This window comes from Occallatibacter savannae (genome assembly GCF_003131205.1).
Taxonomy (GTDB): Bacteria; Acidobacteriota; Terriglobia; order Terriglobales; family Acidobacteriaceae; genus Telmatobacter; species Telmatobacter savannae.
Genome location: NZ_QFFY01000004.1, coordinates 478154 through 495038, shown reverse-complemented (window position 1 = coordinate 495038; position 16885 = coordinate 478154). Strand labels below are relative to the sequence as shown.

The following is a 16885-nucleotide window of genomic DNA, read 5'->3' as shown; positions in this document are numbered from 1 at the left end:
CCGGACGGTGTCTCAATGGAAGACCTGATCATGAAAGCCGCTACTCTCATCGCAGTGGGCCTCGCCACTTTCTCAAGTTTCCCCGGAACAGCTCAGCAGGAACCAACTTCTCAGCAGCAACAACAGCAGCAGATTCCCCCCGTCGCTCCGACCGCAACTCCTCAGGCGCCCGGCCAACCGGGAGCCGATGCGGTGAAAAGCCCGGCTGCGGACGCACTGAAACCGGTCAGCGCGGAGCTCGTCGACAAGCTCGATTCCAAATCTGCCAAGCAGGGCGACAGCGTCGTCGTGAAGACGGATGAAAACCTCCAAATAAGCCAAGGCACGGAAATCCCGCGTGGCTCGAAGCTGATCGGCCGCATCACCAATGTTCAGCCGCGAAGCGACGGGCACGAGAACGCGCAGATCGCGATCCAATTCGACAGGGCAGAATTGAAAGGCGGCCAGACCCTCCCGATCGAATCCGTGATCCAGTCAGTTGCGCCCGCTGTCGGTGCAGAGGGCATGAGCGGCACCAGCAACCCTCCTCAGACTTATGGCGACGCGTCCTCATCCGCCGCAGTCCCGACCGGCTCGATGGGCTCCGCCCCCGGCGCAGCCTCAGGAGCAGTGGCGAATTCGTCCAGTGGAACTTCGTCAACGGGCACCATGAATCAGAACACAGCCAACGCAGGTAACGGATCGAATGCGACCATGCAGCCCGGCTCTGCCCAGCAGAGCGCCAGCCCCGCCGCGCCCGGCACTCTGGTCGCGCGCAACGGAAATGTCGCGATCCGCACAACCTCGGTACCCGGCGTGCTACTCGCAAACGACATCCACGGTCTGCCCTTCTCCAACGCGTCGGGCTTGCTGCTTGGCGCGCGGCGGGACGTTCACCTCGATGGCGGCACGCGTATGGTTCTCGGGGTGGCGATGGCCCCGCAAAGCAATGGCAGTGGGATGAGCAGGTAAGCAGTCCAGCTTCAATCAGCGCCTTCCCCAGGGCTGGAGAGTCACTCTCTAGCCCTGCGCCATTTCAGGGCACCTGAATTACCGAGGCTCGCGACCGCGTAATCTGGCCCGAACAATAGCCTTGCCCTTAGCATCAGCTCCAGGAATGAGCTCGCGGTCGAACAGCGCGAAATGTCGTTCGAGGAGGCTGCATGTTTCACGATGGCACAGAAGAAGTTGTCGAGGAGCGATTCGAGATAAGCAGCCGGTTCAGACAGCTTATGGAACGCCGCATTCTTCGGCTGGAATTCGATGCTGCGCGTGACGAACTCGCCGCCCGGGATCTAAAGAATCCCGATCACATCCGGCGACATATGCGGCTGGTCGCGTCCCAACTCGAGGAGGCAAACCGCATGAAGCGCTTTCTCGACAGATCTCGAACACGCATACCGCTATCGAAAGAATGACCAACCCGTTGTAAGGGCTCTTACAGCTCACTTTCGCTCTGCTGCAAGCAGAAGAACCTGTTCTCGACCGTCGCGCCTTCAAAGCGGGGATGCACGGCTGGAGCAAGCACTGATCGGTGGCACGCGTTGGCATGCAGTGTATCTAGGCTTCTCGTCGCCGGACGAGAAACCGCACCGGTAAACCACAAAGCACAATTGCGGCCCCCAGCAGCGCCGCGAGCGGGTTGTGCATCAGCAGCATCAAAGCCAAGACGCCGCTGCCCAGGATGAACACAATCGGCGCCAGAGGGTACCACCAGCGTTTCACCGGCGAGATGGTGCGAAAAAGTGTGCCAACGGTCAACGCGAGAAAAACCACTGACGGGAAGATGATGTATGCCAGAATTTTGTCAAAAGCGCCCAACGAAACAACGACAAGCGCCATCCCGGTCTGCAGAAGCACACCATTTGCCGGAGTTCCAAATATCGGGTGTTGCCTTGCAAACGCGGCCATCGCACCGCGCCCGGCATTGCCCGCCTCACTTTGAGCAAGCGCCAGCGTCACCCGCGGGACCGCCATGGTAAGCACCATCAGCCCTCCCAGAACGCACAGCACAACGCACAACGCCAACACGCGTCCACCAGCTGCCCCGAACAGCGCCTTTCCGAAGAGTGCTACAAATGCCGTATTTGACCCGATCTGCTCCATCGGCACCACTGCCACAAAGGCAAGGCTGAGCAGCAGATAAATCGCCGTGACGATCAAAACTCCGCCAGAGAACGCGACCGCAAGGTTGCGCGCAGGATTCTTCACCTCTCCCGCAATCTTCCCGGCCTCCCACCACCCTCCGAAGCAGAAAAATGCACTGATTGTCGCGCCCGCAATTCCATCCACCAGCGGATCCGAACCGGCTCGCCGGTTTGCGAACGGCAGGACATTCGCCATCATTGCGTGCCCTGAAAAGAATGCCCATCCGATGAGCGCCGCCAGCACTGGAACTTTCAGCCAGTTCAGCGTTGCCATCACACCGCTGCTCAGTTGCGTGCCGAAGTAGTTCAGCGCTCCAAGCACTACCAGAACCAACGCTGGCACGAATACCGCAAGCTTCGCCGGCAGAGGAATGAGCGCCTGTATATACGGCACGATTCCCACGGATAACGCCGCGGCGACCCCCGGGTACATCACTACCGCGGCCATCCATCCATACAGAAAGGCCACATGCCGCCCGAATCCGCGCCGCAGGTACACGTATTCGCCACCGTCCTCCGGATTCCGCACCGCGAGTTCCGTGAAGCAGAGCGCCCCTGCGAGCGTGATCAGCGCCATCCCGCACCACACGGCGATAAGCAGAGCCGGTGATCCGAGCGACTTCGCCATACCTGCCGGGGTCAGAAAAATACCCAACGAGATCGCCTCGCCCGTGACCACGGCAGTCGCCGCCCACACGCCCATCCGCCGCTTCGGCGAAGCATCGGAAGTTGCAGCGGAGGCAGCCACTTCAGGCATTACAGCTGTCTGTGCAGAAGACTCAGAACCGGCTCTCATGGTCTGCTCATCGTATCCGACGCGAGGCACAGCCGCGCATCGGTCTTTGGATGGACCGGCAAAGGAGCCTTACCGAATTTGTTGTTGCGCCCCTGCATGCGCATCCGCGGTCTCATCCAGATGCATCACGTGCACCGTCGCCTGCGTCTCCGGCACAGTACCGTCATTGACCTGCGCCTCCGTCGGCTTTCCCTGAACTAGCAGCCGAGGCGTCACCGTCCCCCGCGCCGGAACCAGCACGCGCTCCGTGGTCATATTCGTCGCCGACCGCACCGTCACCGGAACCTCAGCCGCCGCGTACCCCGCATTGGAGATGGTCACCGACACCAGCCAGTTTCCCGACTGCACCGCGTTTGGATACACCTTTTCGATACTCAGATCCGGCAGCCCGTGGTCCGCATCGATCCAGTCCGCAAAAATCCAGCTGAAATCCCTCATGGGCGCCGCGGCCTTCAACGCCCTTTCGAAAGCCTGACCCGCATCCCCGGCAGCATTCGAAGCCCGCAGCGCCGTACTCACCGGCTCGTCGCCCAAAATGTCCCGCAGCATCCACAGCACCCATGCAGACTTCGTGCGGTAGTAGACGGGAGAACTCGCGCGTGCGAGCGGCTGGCCAGGCGCCTTGCCCGGGCTCTCGGGTTCAGCCAGCGCGAGCGCACCCCTGCCGCTTTCAAGTGTTGTCAGCGCCCGATCCCGATGATGCTGCTGATCGTCCCACACAGTGCCCATGAAGTTGGCCGCGCCCTCATTGAGCCAATAGGGACTTGGCGCCATCCACGCATGGGTCATCGCATGCGCGAGAAGAGATTCAATCTGCCCCTGCTCACCATTACGCACCGGAATCGCAAGCAGCGGCCCTGACTCCCACGGCGCATCCTCCGCATCCGGCAAGTCGATGACGATGAGTTCAGTTCGAGCCTGCGGCCCCAGCCAACGTTCCAGCATCGGGGCGGTCCTGCTCCCCGCAGCCAGCCAGCTCTTCGATGCAATCTCATCCGTCGTCGCGGAATAAACCGTAAGATGTGTTCCCGTATGCGGCGTCTCTGAGGTGACAAACAAGCTCGGCGACTCGAAACTCAGCTTCGTGTCGCCCGTATCCGCGGTTGCGATGCCCTCAACATCAGCGCTGAGCTCCTTCGTATTCGAGATGCTCAGGTTCAACGCATGCCCATTCACCGCTGCGAGGGTCGGCGCGTGGTCACGCGGAAACTCGACGGTCAGCTTTAACCGGAACGCCGAGCCCTCTGCTTGCAGCTTCTGCCGCCCGATCTCTTCGAACAGGCTCGCGCCGTCTCCCAGTATCACCGGCCTACTTGCAACGGGATACCAGACCACATTCCCGAAACCTCGCAACCCGGTCAGGTCTGCTCCGATCGCATCCCAGTCCGAATGTGACGCCTCATCCTCCGGCGTTCCGACCGAAATCAACCGTTGTCCCGTCGCTTCAACTTTTCCGGAATACAAAACATCCAGATCGATGGACGCATCCGTCAGCAGCGGTTGTGCCAGGTCCACTGCAGCCTCATGCAGTCGACCCGTGTGATCCGAGTCTGAGTTCAGCGTAGATACAGAGTACGAGGAGTCGTGCCCCGCCACGCGAATCCGCTCCCAGTTGAGCGATGAAGAAATCTGTAGCGGTATCCTCTTCAACGGTGCGCTTCCCGCATTGCGCACCGTCACGAGGCCGCGCACCGCTATCTGCTGCGCCTCCGTATTCAGCCGCACATCCAGGTCCATCCGCGTAATCGCAGTCGCAGAACGTTCGCTATCATTCGCAACGGAAGCGGCCAGCAGCTTCGCCTGCGCAGTCGCTTCTGAACCCGTCGTGCTCACCACGTTGCCGCTGCCATCCAGCGATCGCTGAAACAGGACCTTCCCGGCGGGCTTCTTCACCTGCTCAGGGCCACCCTGCGCATCACTCGGTTTCTCCTGATTTGGACGGGTACTCCCCGGGTTCTGGGCCCTCATCGGGTAAACGAAGAGGAACATGGCAAAAAACAACGCCATGCAACGGCAGGAAAACAACCTCATGAACCTAAACCTTTCTGCTTCTTCTTGGACGCGGGAGCCGCCCCATGGCCAACCGCATCTCGGGCTTTTGCCCGCCTCTGCCGCGCCGCTTCGTACAGCACCACCGCACCTGCAGTCGATACGTTCAGCGAACTCACTCCGCCCGACATCGGAATTCGCAGCAGATGATCGCAGGTCCGCTTCACCAGATCGTGCAGCCCGGCGCCCTCGCGCCCCATCACCAGCACGCAATCACCCGTCATGTCGAACCGGTCGTAATCCGTCTCGCCGCGCTCATCCAGCCCAATTACCCAGATATTGTGATCTTTCAACTCCTCGAGCGCGCGTACCAGATTCACCACCCTGGCAATCCGCAGGTGCTCCACTGCTCCCGCGCTCGCCTTCACCGCCACCGGACTCAACGGCGCCGACCTCCGCTCCGTCACAATCACGCCATCCACGCCGGCCCCGTCCGCCACGCGCAGCAGTGCCCCCAGGTTCTGCGGATCCTCCACTCCATCCAGCGCCAGCAGCAATCTCGCCTGCCCCGGTTCCGGCGCTTCAAGCAAATCCTCAATCGTCAGCAGTTCCTTCGGACGCACCACCGCCACCACGCCCTGGTGCGCAGCGGTCCCCGCAAGTTGCGTCAGATGTTCGCGTGCCTCCTGCCTCACCCGCACGCCGAGTTGTTTGCAATGAGCCACCAAGCTCGCCAGCCTGTCATCGTGCCGCTCAGCTGCAACCAGCACATGATCGAAGCGTCTTCGTCCAGCCTTCAGCGCCTCCGCCACCGGATGCACGCCATATAGAACGTCCATTGCTCTAGTCTATTGCCGAATTCCAAACGCTCCGATCAAACCAGCATCTGGGACACGGATGCCTGCAACTTCATTTGGCGCGGTCGGCTGGGGAGTTGGGGGAAATGGTTGAGAACTCGTACTATTGTTCCGAAGCTGAACGTCTGCGCGCCACGTCGACACAGTTCTCGATCGCCTTCGCTGTCCGTTTTTCGCGCCCTTCCACCGTCTGGACAAAGAAGATTCCCAGCAGATGATTTCGTCGTTGCGTGGGCGTCATCAACTCCCATCCACGTTGCGCGCCTGGGTGCGACTGGAATTGAACGCGCAGGATCGGAGGCGGCTCCGTTTCCCCTTCCATTGCCATCATCAGCGCCCCGGCGATCGCGTCCGCCCGCTTCTGTCGCGCCTCCCGGCTCTTGCGATCGGCGACAAGGTCTGAAAGCCCCTTTCGCATCGAGGGACTGATCCCCTCAAAGAACTTCTTCAGCGAACGGTCGCTCTTCAGAATTGTTGCGAGCTCCGCCGGCAAATCGATCGCGACCTCGCCCAGGTCCGGCGCAAGCCTGATCTCCACGGTGTCGCCCGCACGCGCGCCAGCCCCCGCCTGCATCTTGCGGTTTACGATGAGCGTGAATCCCTTGCCGCCCGCCGGAATCAACGCCGTTTTGAACGCAAACCCGTTCATTTCTCCAAAGACGCGCCTGCTCTTCCACGCAGGCCACGCCTTTTTGAGATTGACTGGTACACGCGCAAACACCCACCGCGGCGATGTCTCTGCTACGAGCAGCTTCGCGCGGAAGGTCTTCGTCAATTTCGGATCGAGTTCAGCGCACACGCCTAAGAGCCTCGCATATCAGAACGCCGGATGCGAGCCTCCGAGCAACTGAAAACTGAACTGACAACTGAAAACGGGAGACTGGCAACTGCCCCTAAGCCACCGGATAGTTCCGGTCCAGCGGGAAAACCACCTCAGCCTGGCTTGCAACCGGCTTTCCATCGATCTTTGCCGGCTGAAATTTCCAGGTCTTCACGATACCCAGCACCATCGCATCAAGCTGGTTTCCGAGGCCTTTCACCAGCGTCTCTTTGACCACCAGCCCCGCCTCATCCAGATCCACATCGATCACGATCTTCTCCGCGGTCTGCGGCAGTAACGCGCGATCGTGAATCGGTGGATGCGGCGAATACACCGGGAACGCCGGCGTCATATCGATCCGGTCCGCCCCATTGCCTCGCATCGCCTTGCCCGTGCCGTCGCCATGATGCGGGTCCTTTGTCGAACCGCCGCCCGATTTTGACTGCTCAGGCACTCGCATCGGGATCGCCGTCTTCTTTGAAGCTTCAACGTGAGCGTCCGGATCCTTCACATGAGCCGACGTCTCCGCCGCAGGCAGCACGATCCGAATCCGGTGCGAGCCGCCGGCATAAGCCAGGTCCGCAACCCTCTGCGGATGCACGCTCTTCACCATCACAACCGGCGCATGCACGCCAAACACGAACACGCAGACAAAGAACGCTCCATGTATTGCAGCAGAGACAATTACGCCGCGAAGAGAACCGCGCCCGCGCTCAGTTCGACTCTCCATGACGACCTCCAAGGGGAAGCCCGGTCCATCGATTTTCGCACGAAACTGTTCCACCAACTCCCCAAGCGCCCGACTTGTCACTACTCATCACATTCCACTCGAGCTCACGGAGCCATGCGTAATGTCGGGATCGATCGAACGCGGGGTGCGAAACCGGAACTGACGACTGACAACTGGAAACTGACAACTGCAACCCAGACACCTCTTGACAATCTAGAGGAATCGCGCAATCCTTCTACTCTAGTCCGTCTAGAGGAGAAAGGCATTGCCTAAACAGGAAGCGAACGGCGATCTCGTCCAGGGCACGCTCGAGATGCTGATCCTCAAAACACTCGCCCTCGAGCCCATGCACGGCTATGGCGTTGCTTTGCGCATTGAGCAGATCAGCGGCGGCGTGTTCCGCGTCAATGCCGGATCTCTGCTACCCGCGCTCAGCCGCATGGAACGCGCCGGCAACGTCAAGTCCGAGTGGCGCTCGACCGAAAACAACCGGCGCGCCAAGTACTACGGCCTCACCCCCAAAGGCCGCAAAGCACTCGCAACCGAAACCGAACAGTGGGAGCGCCGCACCGCTGCCATTGCGCGCATCCTCGAAGCGTAATCATCCAGGAGGTCTGCCATGGGCATCATCAAGAGCTTGATCACGGGCCTCCATTCCCTGTTCCACAAACGCCGCATCGAATCCGAACTCGACGACGAGCTTGCCGCCTTCGCTGAAGCCGCAGCCTCTGACAACCAGCGCCGCGGCATGTCTCCTGAGCATGCCCGTCGCGCCGCCCTCCTTCAAACCGGCAGTCGGAATGCCGTCAAGCATCAGGTCTGGTCTTCGCGTTGGGAATCCAGCCTCGAATCGCTGCTCCATGACCTTCGCATCGGCATCCGTGGTCTTCTCAAAACTCCCGCCTTCACCATCGTCGCGCTCGCGTCACTCGCCCTCGGCATCGGCGCTAACACCGCAATATTTACCCTCATCAATGCCGTTCTGCTTCGTCCGCTTCCCGTCTCACACCCCGAGCAGCTTTATCTCTTCGGAAAAGGCAGTTGGGTTGGCAGCGTCGACGATATGCCAAATCGCCCGTGGCAGCTGTTCTCTTATCCGTTCTTCAAAGACTTTTCCGCGCAGACACGGCCGTTCTCCGGCATCGCCGCACAGAGCAGCATCCAGATGGGCAGCCACATCGTCCTCGGCGGCGGTGCAGCCGAGCAGGTCCACATCGACCTCGTCTCCGGCTCCTACTTCAATGTCCTCGAGGTCCCTCCGGCTCTCGGCCGTCTCATCGGCGAGAGTGATGACGGCGCTCCCGGCGCCGGCCCGGTCGCCGTCGCAAGTTGGGGCTGGTTCCAGCGTCACTTCCAGGGCAATCCTGGCGCGATCGGCCGATCCGTCCACATCCAGGGCCACGACTACACCATCATCGGCGTCGCCAAACCCGGCTTCACCGGACTCGCGCCCGCGGATCCGGCCGACCTCTGGATCCCGCTCTCGATGCAGAAAGAGATTTCTCCCGGTTGGAACGGGCTCGACGATTACAAATTTCAGTCTCTCTATCTCGTCGGACGTCTCAAGCCCGGCATGCCGCTGACGCAGGCCGCCGAGTCCGCGACGCTCCTCCTGCGCCAACTGGTGCGCTCTGAATTCCTCGGCGGCGCAGGTTCCCAAGATGACCTTGCCAGACTCCAGCGAGCCCGCATCGACCTCGTCTCCGCATCCGGCGGTCTTCCCGGCCTCAAGCTTCGCTACACCGCTCCGCTCACTGTCCTGATGGGCATCGTCGCACTTGTGCTCCTCATCGCCTGCGCCAACATCGCGAACATGCTTCTCGCCCGTGGAGTTGCACGCGCCCGCGAGCTCGCCGTACGTCAGGCCCTCGGCGCAACCCGCCGCCGCATCGTAGTCCAACTCCTCACCGAAAGCTTTCTCCTCGCAGGCCTCGGCGCAGCGCTTGGAACTCTCCTCGCCTTCCGTGGCCTTCAACTCCTTCTCGCGCTCGATACGCAAGGCACGCGGAGTATGCCCCTGCTCGACCTCTCGCCAGATCACCGCGTACTCGGCTTTACCCTGCTCGTCACCGTGCTCACTGCGCTGCTCTTCGGTATAGCTCCCGCGCTTCGCTCCACACGCATCGACCTGACGCCTACTCTTCGCGACGGTCGCGGCGCATCCTCCGCGTCTTCGCGCGGCGCACTCTCGCGCTCGCTCATCGTCGGACAGATCGCGCTCTCCATCCTCCTCCTCGCCGCCTCGGGTCTGTTTCTCCGCAGCCTCCGCAATCTCACCCGCGTCGATCTTGGCTTCGATCCCCGAAACGTCACCGTCTTCTCGCTAGACGAGTACTCCGCAAATCTCCCGCTCGACGCTCGCCTGACTCAGCTTCAGCAGCAGATCGAGCAAAAAGTCCAGTCGCTCCCTGGTGTCCAGTCCGCAGCCTTCTCCATGTTCACCTTCAATCAGGGAGCGTGGTCCAGCCCCATGACCGCGCAGAATGTCACTCCCAACACCCTCAACAGCGACGACGTCCTCTACAACGTAATCGGCACTCAATACCTTCAGACGGCCAGCATCCCCCTGCTCTCCGGCCGCAATTTCACAGCGCAGGACAACGCCACCAGCCCGCACGTCGCCATCGTCAACGAGACCCTCGCGCGCACTTTCTTTCCCAACGAATCGGCCCTCGGCCATCACGTGTGCATCTGCGATCCGAATGCTCACGGCCAGAAGCTCGATTTCGACATCGAGATCATCGGCGTGGTCCGCGATGCCAAATACATGCGCATCGGCGAGGGCCAGCATATGGCCGCCTACTTCCCGTACTCCCAGCGCGTGCAGTACTTCGGCAACTTCTCCGTCAAGTCCACCGTCTTGGCCGCCTCGCTCATCCCTGCTGTCCGCCGCATCATCGCCGAGGTCAACCCGCAGATCACCGTCGCCAAAGCCGAGCCGCTTTCCGCTCAGGTCGAAAGCTCCATCGCCACGCAGCGTCTCATCGGATGGCTCTCCGCTTTTTTCGCATCCCTCGCCGTTTTTCTCGCCGCAATCGGAACCTACGGCCTCATCTCCTACTCGGTCGCACGCCGCACCAGCGAAATCGGCGTCCGCATGGCGCTCGGCGCACAGGCGCCCGCCCTTCTCTGGATGGTCCTCCGCGAATCACTCACGCTCCTACTCGCCGGCCTCCTCATCGGCATTCCCGTCTCGCTCGGAATTGCCAAAGGGCTCACCAGCTTCCTCCAAACCGAGCTCTTCCATGTCAGCGCCACTGACCCGGTCGCTTTCCTCACCGCTTCAGTCGTCGTCAGTGTCATGACCTTCGCTGCCGCCTGGCTCCCCGCCCGCCGCGCAACCAAAGTCGATCCGCTCATCGCCCTCCGCTGCGAATAGCGCATCCGCGATCCACTGTTCGCTCGTGAACACCGCGTCCGCGCGCGAACACGTGGTTCCCGTACGCGATCTTCAATCGCGCTGATTGCAAAGCTCGAAGTCTCCGGACAAATTGGTCCGCCGCTTGCATCATCCCTCCTCCAAAGCTGGAGGCTCGCCTTGTCCAAATTCGCCCAGGATCTCAAATTCGCAATCCGGCATCTGCTCAAAAGCCCCGGGTTCACCGCAGTCGCCGTCCTCATCATGGCCCTGGGCATCGGCGCGAACACCGCCATATTCAGCGTTGTCCACGCGGTCCTTCTCGAGCCTCTCCCCTTCCAGGATCCCGACCACCTCGTCCAGCTCTGGCACATACCACCGCAGTCGAGCTTCCCCGGCATGACGCGCTTTGCCGTCTCCGCTGCCAACTTCCTCGACTGGCAAAAGCAGAACGACGTCTTCAGCGGCATGGCTCTCTACAGCCACGGCGGCTACGAGTTGACTGGCCACGGCAAGCCCGAGACGATCCACGCCGGACGCGTCACCTCAGGATTCTTCTCTGTCCTCGGAGTCCAACCCATCTACGGCCGCGTCTTCCTCCCCGAAGAAGACCAGCCCGGCCGTAACAAAGAACTGATCCTGAGCTACAAAACCTGGCAGACACGTTACGCAGCCGATCCCAACGTAGTCGGTAGAACCGTGACCCTCGACGACTCCCCCTACGTCATCGTTGGCGTCATGGGCCCCAAAATGACCAAGCCCGACTACGCCGACGTCTGGACTCCTCTTGGCCTCACAGCCCAGGAAGCAGCCGTTCGCGGCGAACACCACTTCCTCGCCATCGGCCGCCTCAAGTCCGGCGTCACCCTCTCCCAGGCCCAGGCCGAAATGAACACCATCTCCCATCGCCTCGAGCAGGCCTACCCCGCCGACGATAAAGGCTGGGGCGCAACAGTCATCTCCATGCGCGAGGACCTCGTCGGCGAAATCCGCCCTGCGCTGCTCATGATGCTCGGAGCCGTAGGCTTCGTCCTCCTCATCGCCTGCGCCAATGTCGCAAATCTGATCTTCGCCCGCGTCTTCAGCCGCCGCAAAGAGATCGCCATCCGCTCAGCACTCGGCGCAAGCCGAAACCGCATTGTGCAGCCCCTGCTCACCGAGTCCGTGCTCATGGCCGTCTCGGGCGGAGCTCTCGGCCTGCTCTTCGCTCACTTCGGAATCCAACTCCTCGTCAAGTTCTTCGCAGACCAGCTGCCCCGTATGACCGACATCGGATTGAGCCAATCCGTCCTCTGGTTCACGCTCGGCCTTTCCATCCTCACCGGACTTCTATCCGGTCTCCTCCCTGCGCTAGGCATGATCAAAGGCGACGTGAACGAAGCACTGAAGCAAGGCCTGGGCCGCATGGACTCCGACACCGGCAGCAGCCTCACACGCTCAGCTCTCGTCTCCGTCGAAGTTGCTCTATCCATCGTGCTCCTCATCGGCGCCGGCCTCATGCTGCGTAGCCTCTGGAACCTGCAGAACACCAATCCCGGCTTCGAGGCCCGCAATGTCCTCACGATGGCCCTCGAGGTCCCGAAGAATCAATTCACAAAGCCCGCCGAAGAACATCAGTATCTCGGAGCCCTGCTTCAGCGCATCCGTGCCCTGCCCGGCGTCGAGTCCGCCGGCGGCATCGACGACCTCCCACTCGCGGGCGGTTCCAACCAGCCCGTAGCCGTCGAGGGCCAGCCTCTCGTGCCAATGTCCGAGCAGCCAGAAGTCTCCGTCCGTGAAGTCACGCCCGGCTACTTCGACGCCATGAAGATCCCTCTGCTCGAGGGCCGCCGGATTCAGGACAGTGACACCGCCGACGCAAACGCAGTGGTCGTTATCAGCAAATCGATGGCCCGCCAGTTCTGGCCGAACGCGAGCCCCATCGGCCATCACCTCAAGCTGACGTTCTTCCCCGATAAAGAACGCACCATCGTCGGAGTCGTCGGCGACGTCAAGCAGAACGGCCTCGACACAACCTCCGGCATCGCCACCCTCTATTGGCCGCGTGCCCAAGTGGGCGACTCCGCGCAAGGCCCCTGGCGCTCCTTCGGCCTCTCCCTCGTTGTTCGAACCTCCACGCCGCCTCAGAATCTCGCGCCCACAATCACAAAGACCATCGCTGACGTGAACGCCAACATCCCCGTCGACAACGTCATCACCCTCGAAGACTTCATCGGCACCACGCTCACTCAGCGCAGCTTCAATATGCAGCTCCTCGCCATATTCGGAGCGCTCGCGCTCCTCCTCTGCAGCATCGGGATCTATAGCGTGCTCGCCTACTCCGTGAAGCGCCGCATGCGCGAGATCGGTCTCCGCCTCGCCTTCGGAGCCTCATTCAAAGACGTCGTAGCCCTTGTCATCGCGCAAGGCATGAAGCCCACCCTCGTCGGTGTTGGCATCGGCCTCGTCGCTGCATTCGCCCTCGGCCGCGTGGCCGCGAGCCTCATCTACGGAGTGAGCGTCCGCGATCTCTCCACATTCGCGGCCGCCACAATCATCATCGTCTTCGTCTCCTTTGCAGCCAGCCTCATCCCTGCCGTCCGTGCAACGAGAGTCGACCCACTCAAGGTTCTCCACGAGGATTGACCTTCCGCCCGAATCGCGATAGTAAATCGTTTCGCTTCGCCCCCTCTTCGCCTCAGGTGATTGACCTCACATCCACGGAGCCGTATAGTGGACACAATGGCTTTGTGCTGTTCCATGCCGGTCGCTTGTTGCGCATGTTGTTGTGCGCCGCGCCGGACTATGGGATAAGCCGCCACTAAGACTTACCGGAATCTCCCATACCCCGCGCTGCAGCCATCCTGCCGCCGCGGGTTTTTTATTGCCTTCAACATCCGGAGAAACATGACAGCAACCGCCGCAATCGAACCCGATTCAGCCAGCAACGGCCATCTCTCCGCATCCTCTGCCGCGGACATCTCGCGGGACCGGCTTAATCACATCCAGCTCCTCGAAGCTGAGAGCATCCACATCTTCCGCGAGGTCGTCTCCGAGTTTCAGAACCCGGTGATGCTCTACTCCATCGGCAAAGACTCCTCCGTGATGCTTCGCCTGGCCCAGAAAGCCTTCCACCCCGGTCCCATTCCGTTTCCCCTTCTGCATGTCGATACCGGGTACAAATTCCGCGAGATGCTCGAATTCCGCGATCGCTACACCGCCGAGCTCGGCCTCAAGCTCATCGTCTGGCGCAATGAAGAAGCGCTCGCGAACGGCGCCAATCCCATCAAGCTCGGAACCCAGCGCTGCTGCGGCCTCCTGAAAACCCAGGCCCTCCTCGACGGTCTTCGCTCCCAGGGCTTCGACGCGGCCTTCGGCGGAGCCCGCCGCGATGAAGAAAAGTCGCGCGCCAAGGAGCGCATCTTCTCCTTCCGGGACGGCGCCGGCCAGTGGGACCCCAAGAACCAGCGCCCCGAACTCTGGTCGCTCTTCAACGGAAAAATCGGCCCCGGAGAAAGCATTCGAGTCTTCCCCCTCTCCAACTGGACCGAACTCGACATCTGGCATTACATCCATCTCGAAAACATCCCGATCGTTCCCCTCTACTTCGCCAAGCCCCGCAAGATGCTGGTCCGCGCCGACTCGCTGATCCCTCTCGAACAGCCCTTCATCCAAGGTCTTCCCGGCGAAGAACAGCTTGTAAAGTGCCGCCTCCGCTCGCTCGGTTGCAGCCCCTGCACGGGCGCCATCCGCTCTGACGCCGACACGGTTCCCAAGATCATCGAGGAGCTCATGGAGGTCCGGAATTCCGAGCGAGCCAACCGCATCATCGATCACGACCAGGACGGTTCCATGGAGATCAAGAAGCGCGAGGGCTACTTCTGATGGCAACCACTGAGAAGAACGTCCTCGAAGTAACCGTTGCAGCCCAGTCAGACGAAGAGCGATTGCCTATCGAGCAGCGCCTCGAAGCCGAGCTCCGCAAAGACCTCCTCCGCTTCTCCACCGCTGGCAGTGTCGACGACGGAAAGTCCACGCTCATCGGCCGTCTTCTTTACGACTCGCATAACGTCTACGACGACCACATCAAGTCCGTCACCCGCAACGCCGCCATCGATTTCGCGCAGCTCACCGATGGCCTTCGCGCCGAGCGCGAGCAGGGCATCACCATCGATGTGGCCTACCGTTACTTCTCCACGCCGAAACGCAAATTCATCATCGCCGACACCCCCGGCCACGAGCAGTACACCCGCAACATGGCCACCGGCGCCTCTACCGCCGACGTTGCTATCGTCCTGGTCGACGCACGCAAAGGCATCCTCAACCAGACCCGCCGCCACGCCTGCATCGCGTCTCTCCTCGGTATCCCCATCGTCATCGCCGCCATCAACAAGATGGACCTGGTCGAATTCTCGCCCGAGGTCTTCAAGCAGCACAGCGACAGCCTCCAGGCCCTCGCCCGCCAGCTTGAAATTCCGCGGCTGATCCCCGTCCCGGTAAGTGCTCTCGACGGCGACAACGTCGTCCACCGCAGCACGCGCATGCCCTTCTACGACGGGCCCAGCATCCTCGAACTCCTCGAGACGCTTCCGCTCGCCATCGAGCGCACACAGGCAACCTTCCGGTTGCCCGTCCAGCGCGTGATCCGACCCCACCAGGATTTCCGTGGTTTCGCCGGCCAGATCACGGCCGGCGCTGTCCATCCGGGTGACGAGATCCTTGCTCTCCCAAGCGGCCGGCGTTCGCGCGTCAAGTCCATCACCACATGGGAAGGCGAACTCGCTCGCGCTCACGCCCCGCAGTCAGTCGTCGTCTCTCTCGAAGACGAGATCGATCTCAGCCGTGGCGACATGATCGCCGCCATTGAGGCTCCGCCCCGCAAGACCACGCGCTTCGAAGCCACCGTCGTATGGATGCACTCGAAACCTCTCCGCGTAGGCGCAACCTATCTGCTCAAGCACGCCAGCCAGACCGTCAAGGCCACGGTCGTCGAGCTCAGGTCGCGCATCGACGTAGAGCACCTCGCCGAGAACTCCGCCGCACAGCTCGGTCTCAACGACATCGGCCAGGTTGTCATCGAGACCAGTCGGCCGCTCCTCGCTGACCTCTACCGCGAAAGCCGCGCCACCGGCAGCTTGATCCTGATCGACGCCGTCGACAACGGTACCGCAGGCGCCGGCATGATCCGGCAAATTCAAGAAGCTTCCGAAGATCACAAACGCGCAATTGCCGGGTTGCTTAAAGTAGGCGATCGCCCCTTCCTCGCCGGACAGCTCGAGCAGACGCTCCTCGTTACCGGCGCCCTCGTCCTGCGCACCCGCTTCGCAGGTACCTCACAGCTGTTGAATCTTGTTCGGGTCGGAGCCTTCATCATCAGCGAGTCCGACGAACTGGCTCCCATCGCCTTCCTCCGCGCAGATTCGCTCAGCGGCAAGCCTTACGAAATCAGCGCGGACTTCGAGTTCGCGCGCCCCGAGGAATTCCTCGCGGAAATCGAAAGAATCGCTTCACTACCCACAGGAGAGGATGACAATGACAACGGTCTCGGCATCTGACGAACTCGCACAAGCAGCCTTCACCTTCCTTCAAGAGCAGCTGGAAGATGCGCAGCGTGCCTGTATCACCAGCAGCTTCCAGGCCGAAGACGTGGCCGTCGTCCATATGGCCCGCCAGATCAGGCCGGAAATCCCCGTGCTCTTCCTCGAGACCGGTTATCACTTCCCCGAGACGCTCACCTACCGTGATCGCATCGCCGCGGAGTGGAACCTGAACCTCGTCAACGTCGAGCCCGAAATCACCGTAGCCGAGCAGGAATCCAAATTCGGCATCCTCAACCAGACCGCGCCAGACCGCTGCTGCGGACTGCGCAAAGTCGAGCCGCTCTTCCGCGCGCTGGGCGGATACACAACATGGGTCACCGGCCTGCGCCGCGAGCAATCGAAGACCCGCGCCAACCTGCAGCCCCGCGAGTTCTTCACGCTGCCCACCGGCCACATTCTCGCCAAGCTCAGCCCACTTGCCGAGTGGACCACCCGCGACGTTTGGCGCTACGCCGAGCAAAACAACATCCCTCTGCTGCCCCTCTACGACAAGGGCTACACATCCATCGGCTGCGCCCCCTGCACCAGCCTGCCCTTCGATCCAGAAGATGCGCGGTCCGGCCGTTGGTCCGGCCGAAAAGTCGAGTGCGGCATTCACCTCCAGGCCAAGTAAGCGGCCAAGTAAAGGGT

13 protein-coding genes are annotated in these 16885 nt (G+C 61.5%); 8 read left to right on the top strand and 5 right to left on the bottom strand.

Annotated elements, in window-relative coordinates; translation table 11 throughout:
* The first annotated feature begins 30 nt into the window (after positions 1–30).
* Both DHV10_RS17120 and DHV10_RS17115 read left to right on the top strand, forming a co-directional pair.
* Positions 31–951: a TraB/TrbI/VirB10 family type IV secretion system protein gene (locus DHV10_RS17120; RefSeq protein ID WP_162601624.1), complete on the top strand. Its 921-nt coding sequence runs from the start codon at positions 31–33 to the stop codon at positions 949–951.
* Between the two features lie 191 nt (positions 952–1142).
* Positions 1143–1397: a hypothetical protein gene (locus tag DHV10_RS17115; RefSeq protein WP_109487587.1), complete on the top strand. Its 255-nt coding sequence runs from the start codon at positions 1143–1145 to the stop codon at positions 1395–1397.
* A 142-nt stretch (positions 1398–1539) separates the two neighbouring features.
* Here DHV10_RS17115 and DHV10_RS17110 read toward each other — a convergent pair whose 3' ends face one another.
* From DHV10_RS17110 to DHV10_RS17090, 5 genes are all read right to left on the bottom strand, one after another.
* The gene (locus DHV10_RS17110; RefSeq protein WP_109487586.1) at positions 1540–2922 is read right to left on the bottom strand and encodes an APC family permease; all 1383 of its coding nucleotides are present in this window, start codon (positions 2920–2922) and stop codon (positions 1540–1542) included.
* Positions 2923–2991: 69 nt separating this feature from the next.
* Positions 2992–4953 (bottom strand): M1 aminopeptidase family protein, encoded by a 1962-nt coding sequence (locus DHV10_RS17105; RefSeq protein ID WP_162601623.1) that lies wholly within the window; start codon positions 4951–4953, stop codon positions 2992–2994.
* On the bottom strand, positions 4950–5750 hold the full coding sequence (gene rlmB / locus DHV10_RS17100; protein WP_109487584.1) for a 23S rRNA (guanosine(2251)-2'-O)-methyltransferase RlmB: 801 nt from the start codon (positions 5748–5750) through the stop codon (positions 4950–4952). The genes DHV10_RS17105 and rlmB overlap by 4 nt, the downstream gene beginning before the upstream one ends.
* A gap of 121 nt (positions 5751–5871) precedes the next feature.
* Positions 5872–6543 (bottom strand): YdeI/OmpD-associated family protein, encoded by a 672-nt coding sequence (locus tag DHV10_RS17095; RefSeq protein WP_162601622.1) that lies wholly within the window; start codon positions 6541–6543, stop codon positions 5872–5874.
* Positions 6544–6661: 118 nt separating this feature from the next.
* Entirely contained in the window at positions 6662–7318 is a 657-nt protein-coding gene (locus DHV10_RS17090) for an energy transducer TonB (protein WP_109487582.1), read from the bottom strand.
* 265 nt (positions 7319–7583) lie between these two features.
* Here DHV10_RS17090 and DHV10_RS17085 point away from each other — a divergent pair, with 265 nt between their 5' ends.
* From DHV10_RS17085 to DHV10_RS17060, 6 genes are all read left to right on the top strand, one after another.
* A complete protein-coding gene (locus tag DHV10_RS17085; protein ID WP_109487581.1) occupies positions 7584–7919 on the top strand; it encodes a PadR family transcriptional regulator in 336 nt (111 codons plus the stop codon).
* Between the two features lie 18 nt (positions 7920–7937).
* Positions 7938–10697, top strand: coding sequence for an ABC transporter permease (locus DHV10_RS17080; RefSeq protein ID WP_109487580.1), 2760 nt, complete (start codon positions 7938–7940; stop codon positions 10695–10697).
* 159 nt (positions 10698–10856) lie between these two features.
* Entirely contained in the window at positions 10857–13301 is a 2445-nt protein-coding gene (locus DHV10_RS17075) for an ABC transporter permease (protein WP_109487579.1), read from the top strand.
* 261 nt (positions 13302–13562) lie between these two features.
* The gene (cysD, locus tag DHV10_RS17070; protein WP_109487578.1) at positions 13563–14540 is read left to right on the top strand and encodes a sulfate adenylyltransferase subunit CysD; all 978 of its coding nucleotides are present in this window, start codon (positions 13563–13565) and stop codon (positions 14538–14540) included.
* Positions 14540–16210 (top strand): sulfate adenylyltransferase subunit 1, encoded by a 1671-nt coding sequence (locus DHV10_RS17065; RefSeq protein ID WP_109487577.1) that lies wholly within the window; start codon positions 14540–14542, stop codon positions 16208–16210. The genes cysD and DHV10_RS17065 overlap by 1 nt, the downstream gene beginning before the upstream one ends.
* Positions 16188–16868, top strand: coding sequence for a phosphoadenylyl-sulfate reductase (locus DHV10_RS17060; protein WP_338042614.1), 681 nt, complete (start codon positions 16188–16190; stop codon positions 16866–16868). The genes DHV10_RS17065 and DHV10_RS17060 overlap by 23 nt, the downstream gene beginning before the upstream one ends.
* The last annotated feature ends 17 nt before the right edge of the window (positions 16869–16885 follow it).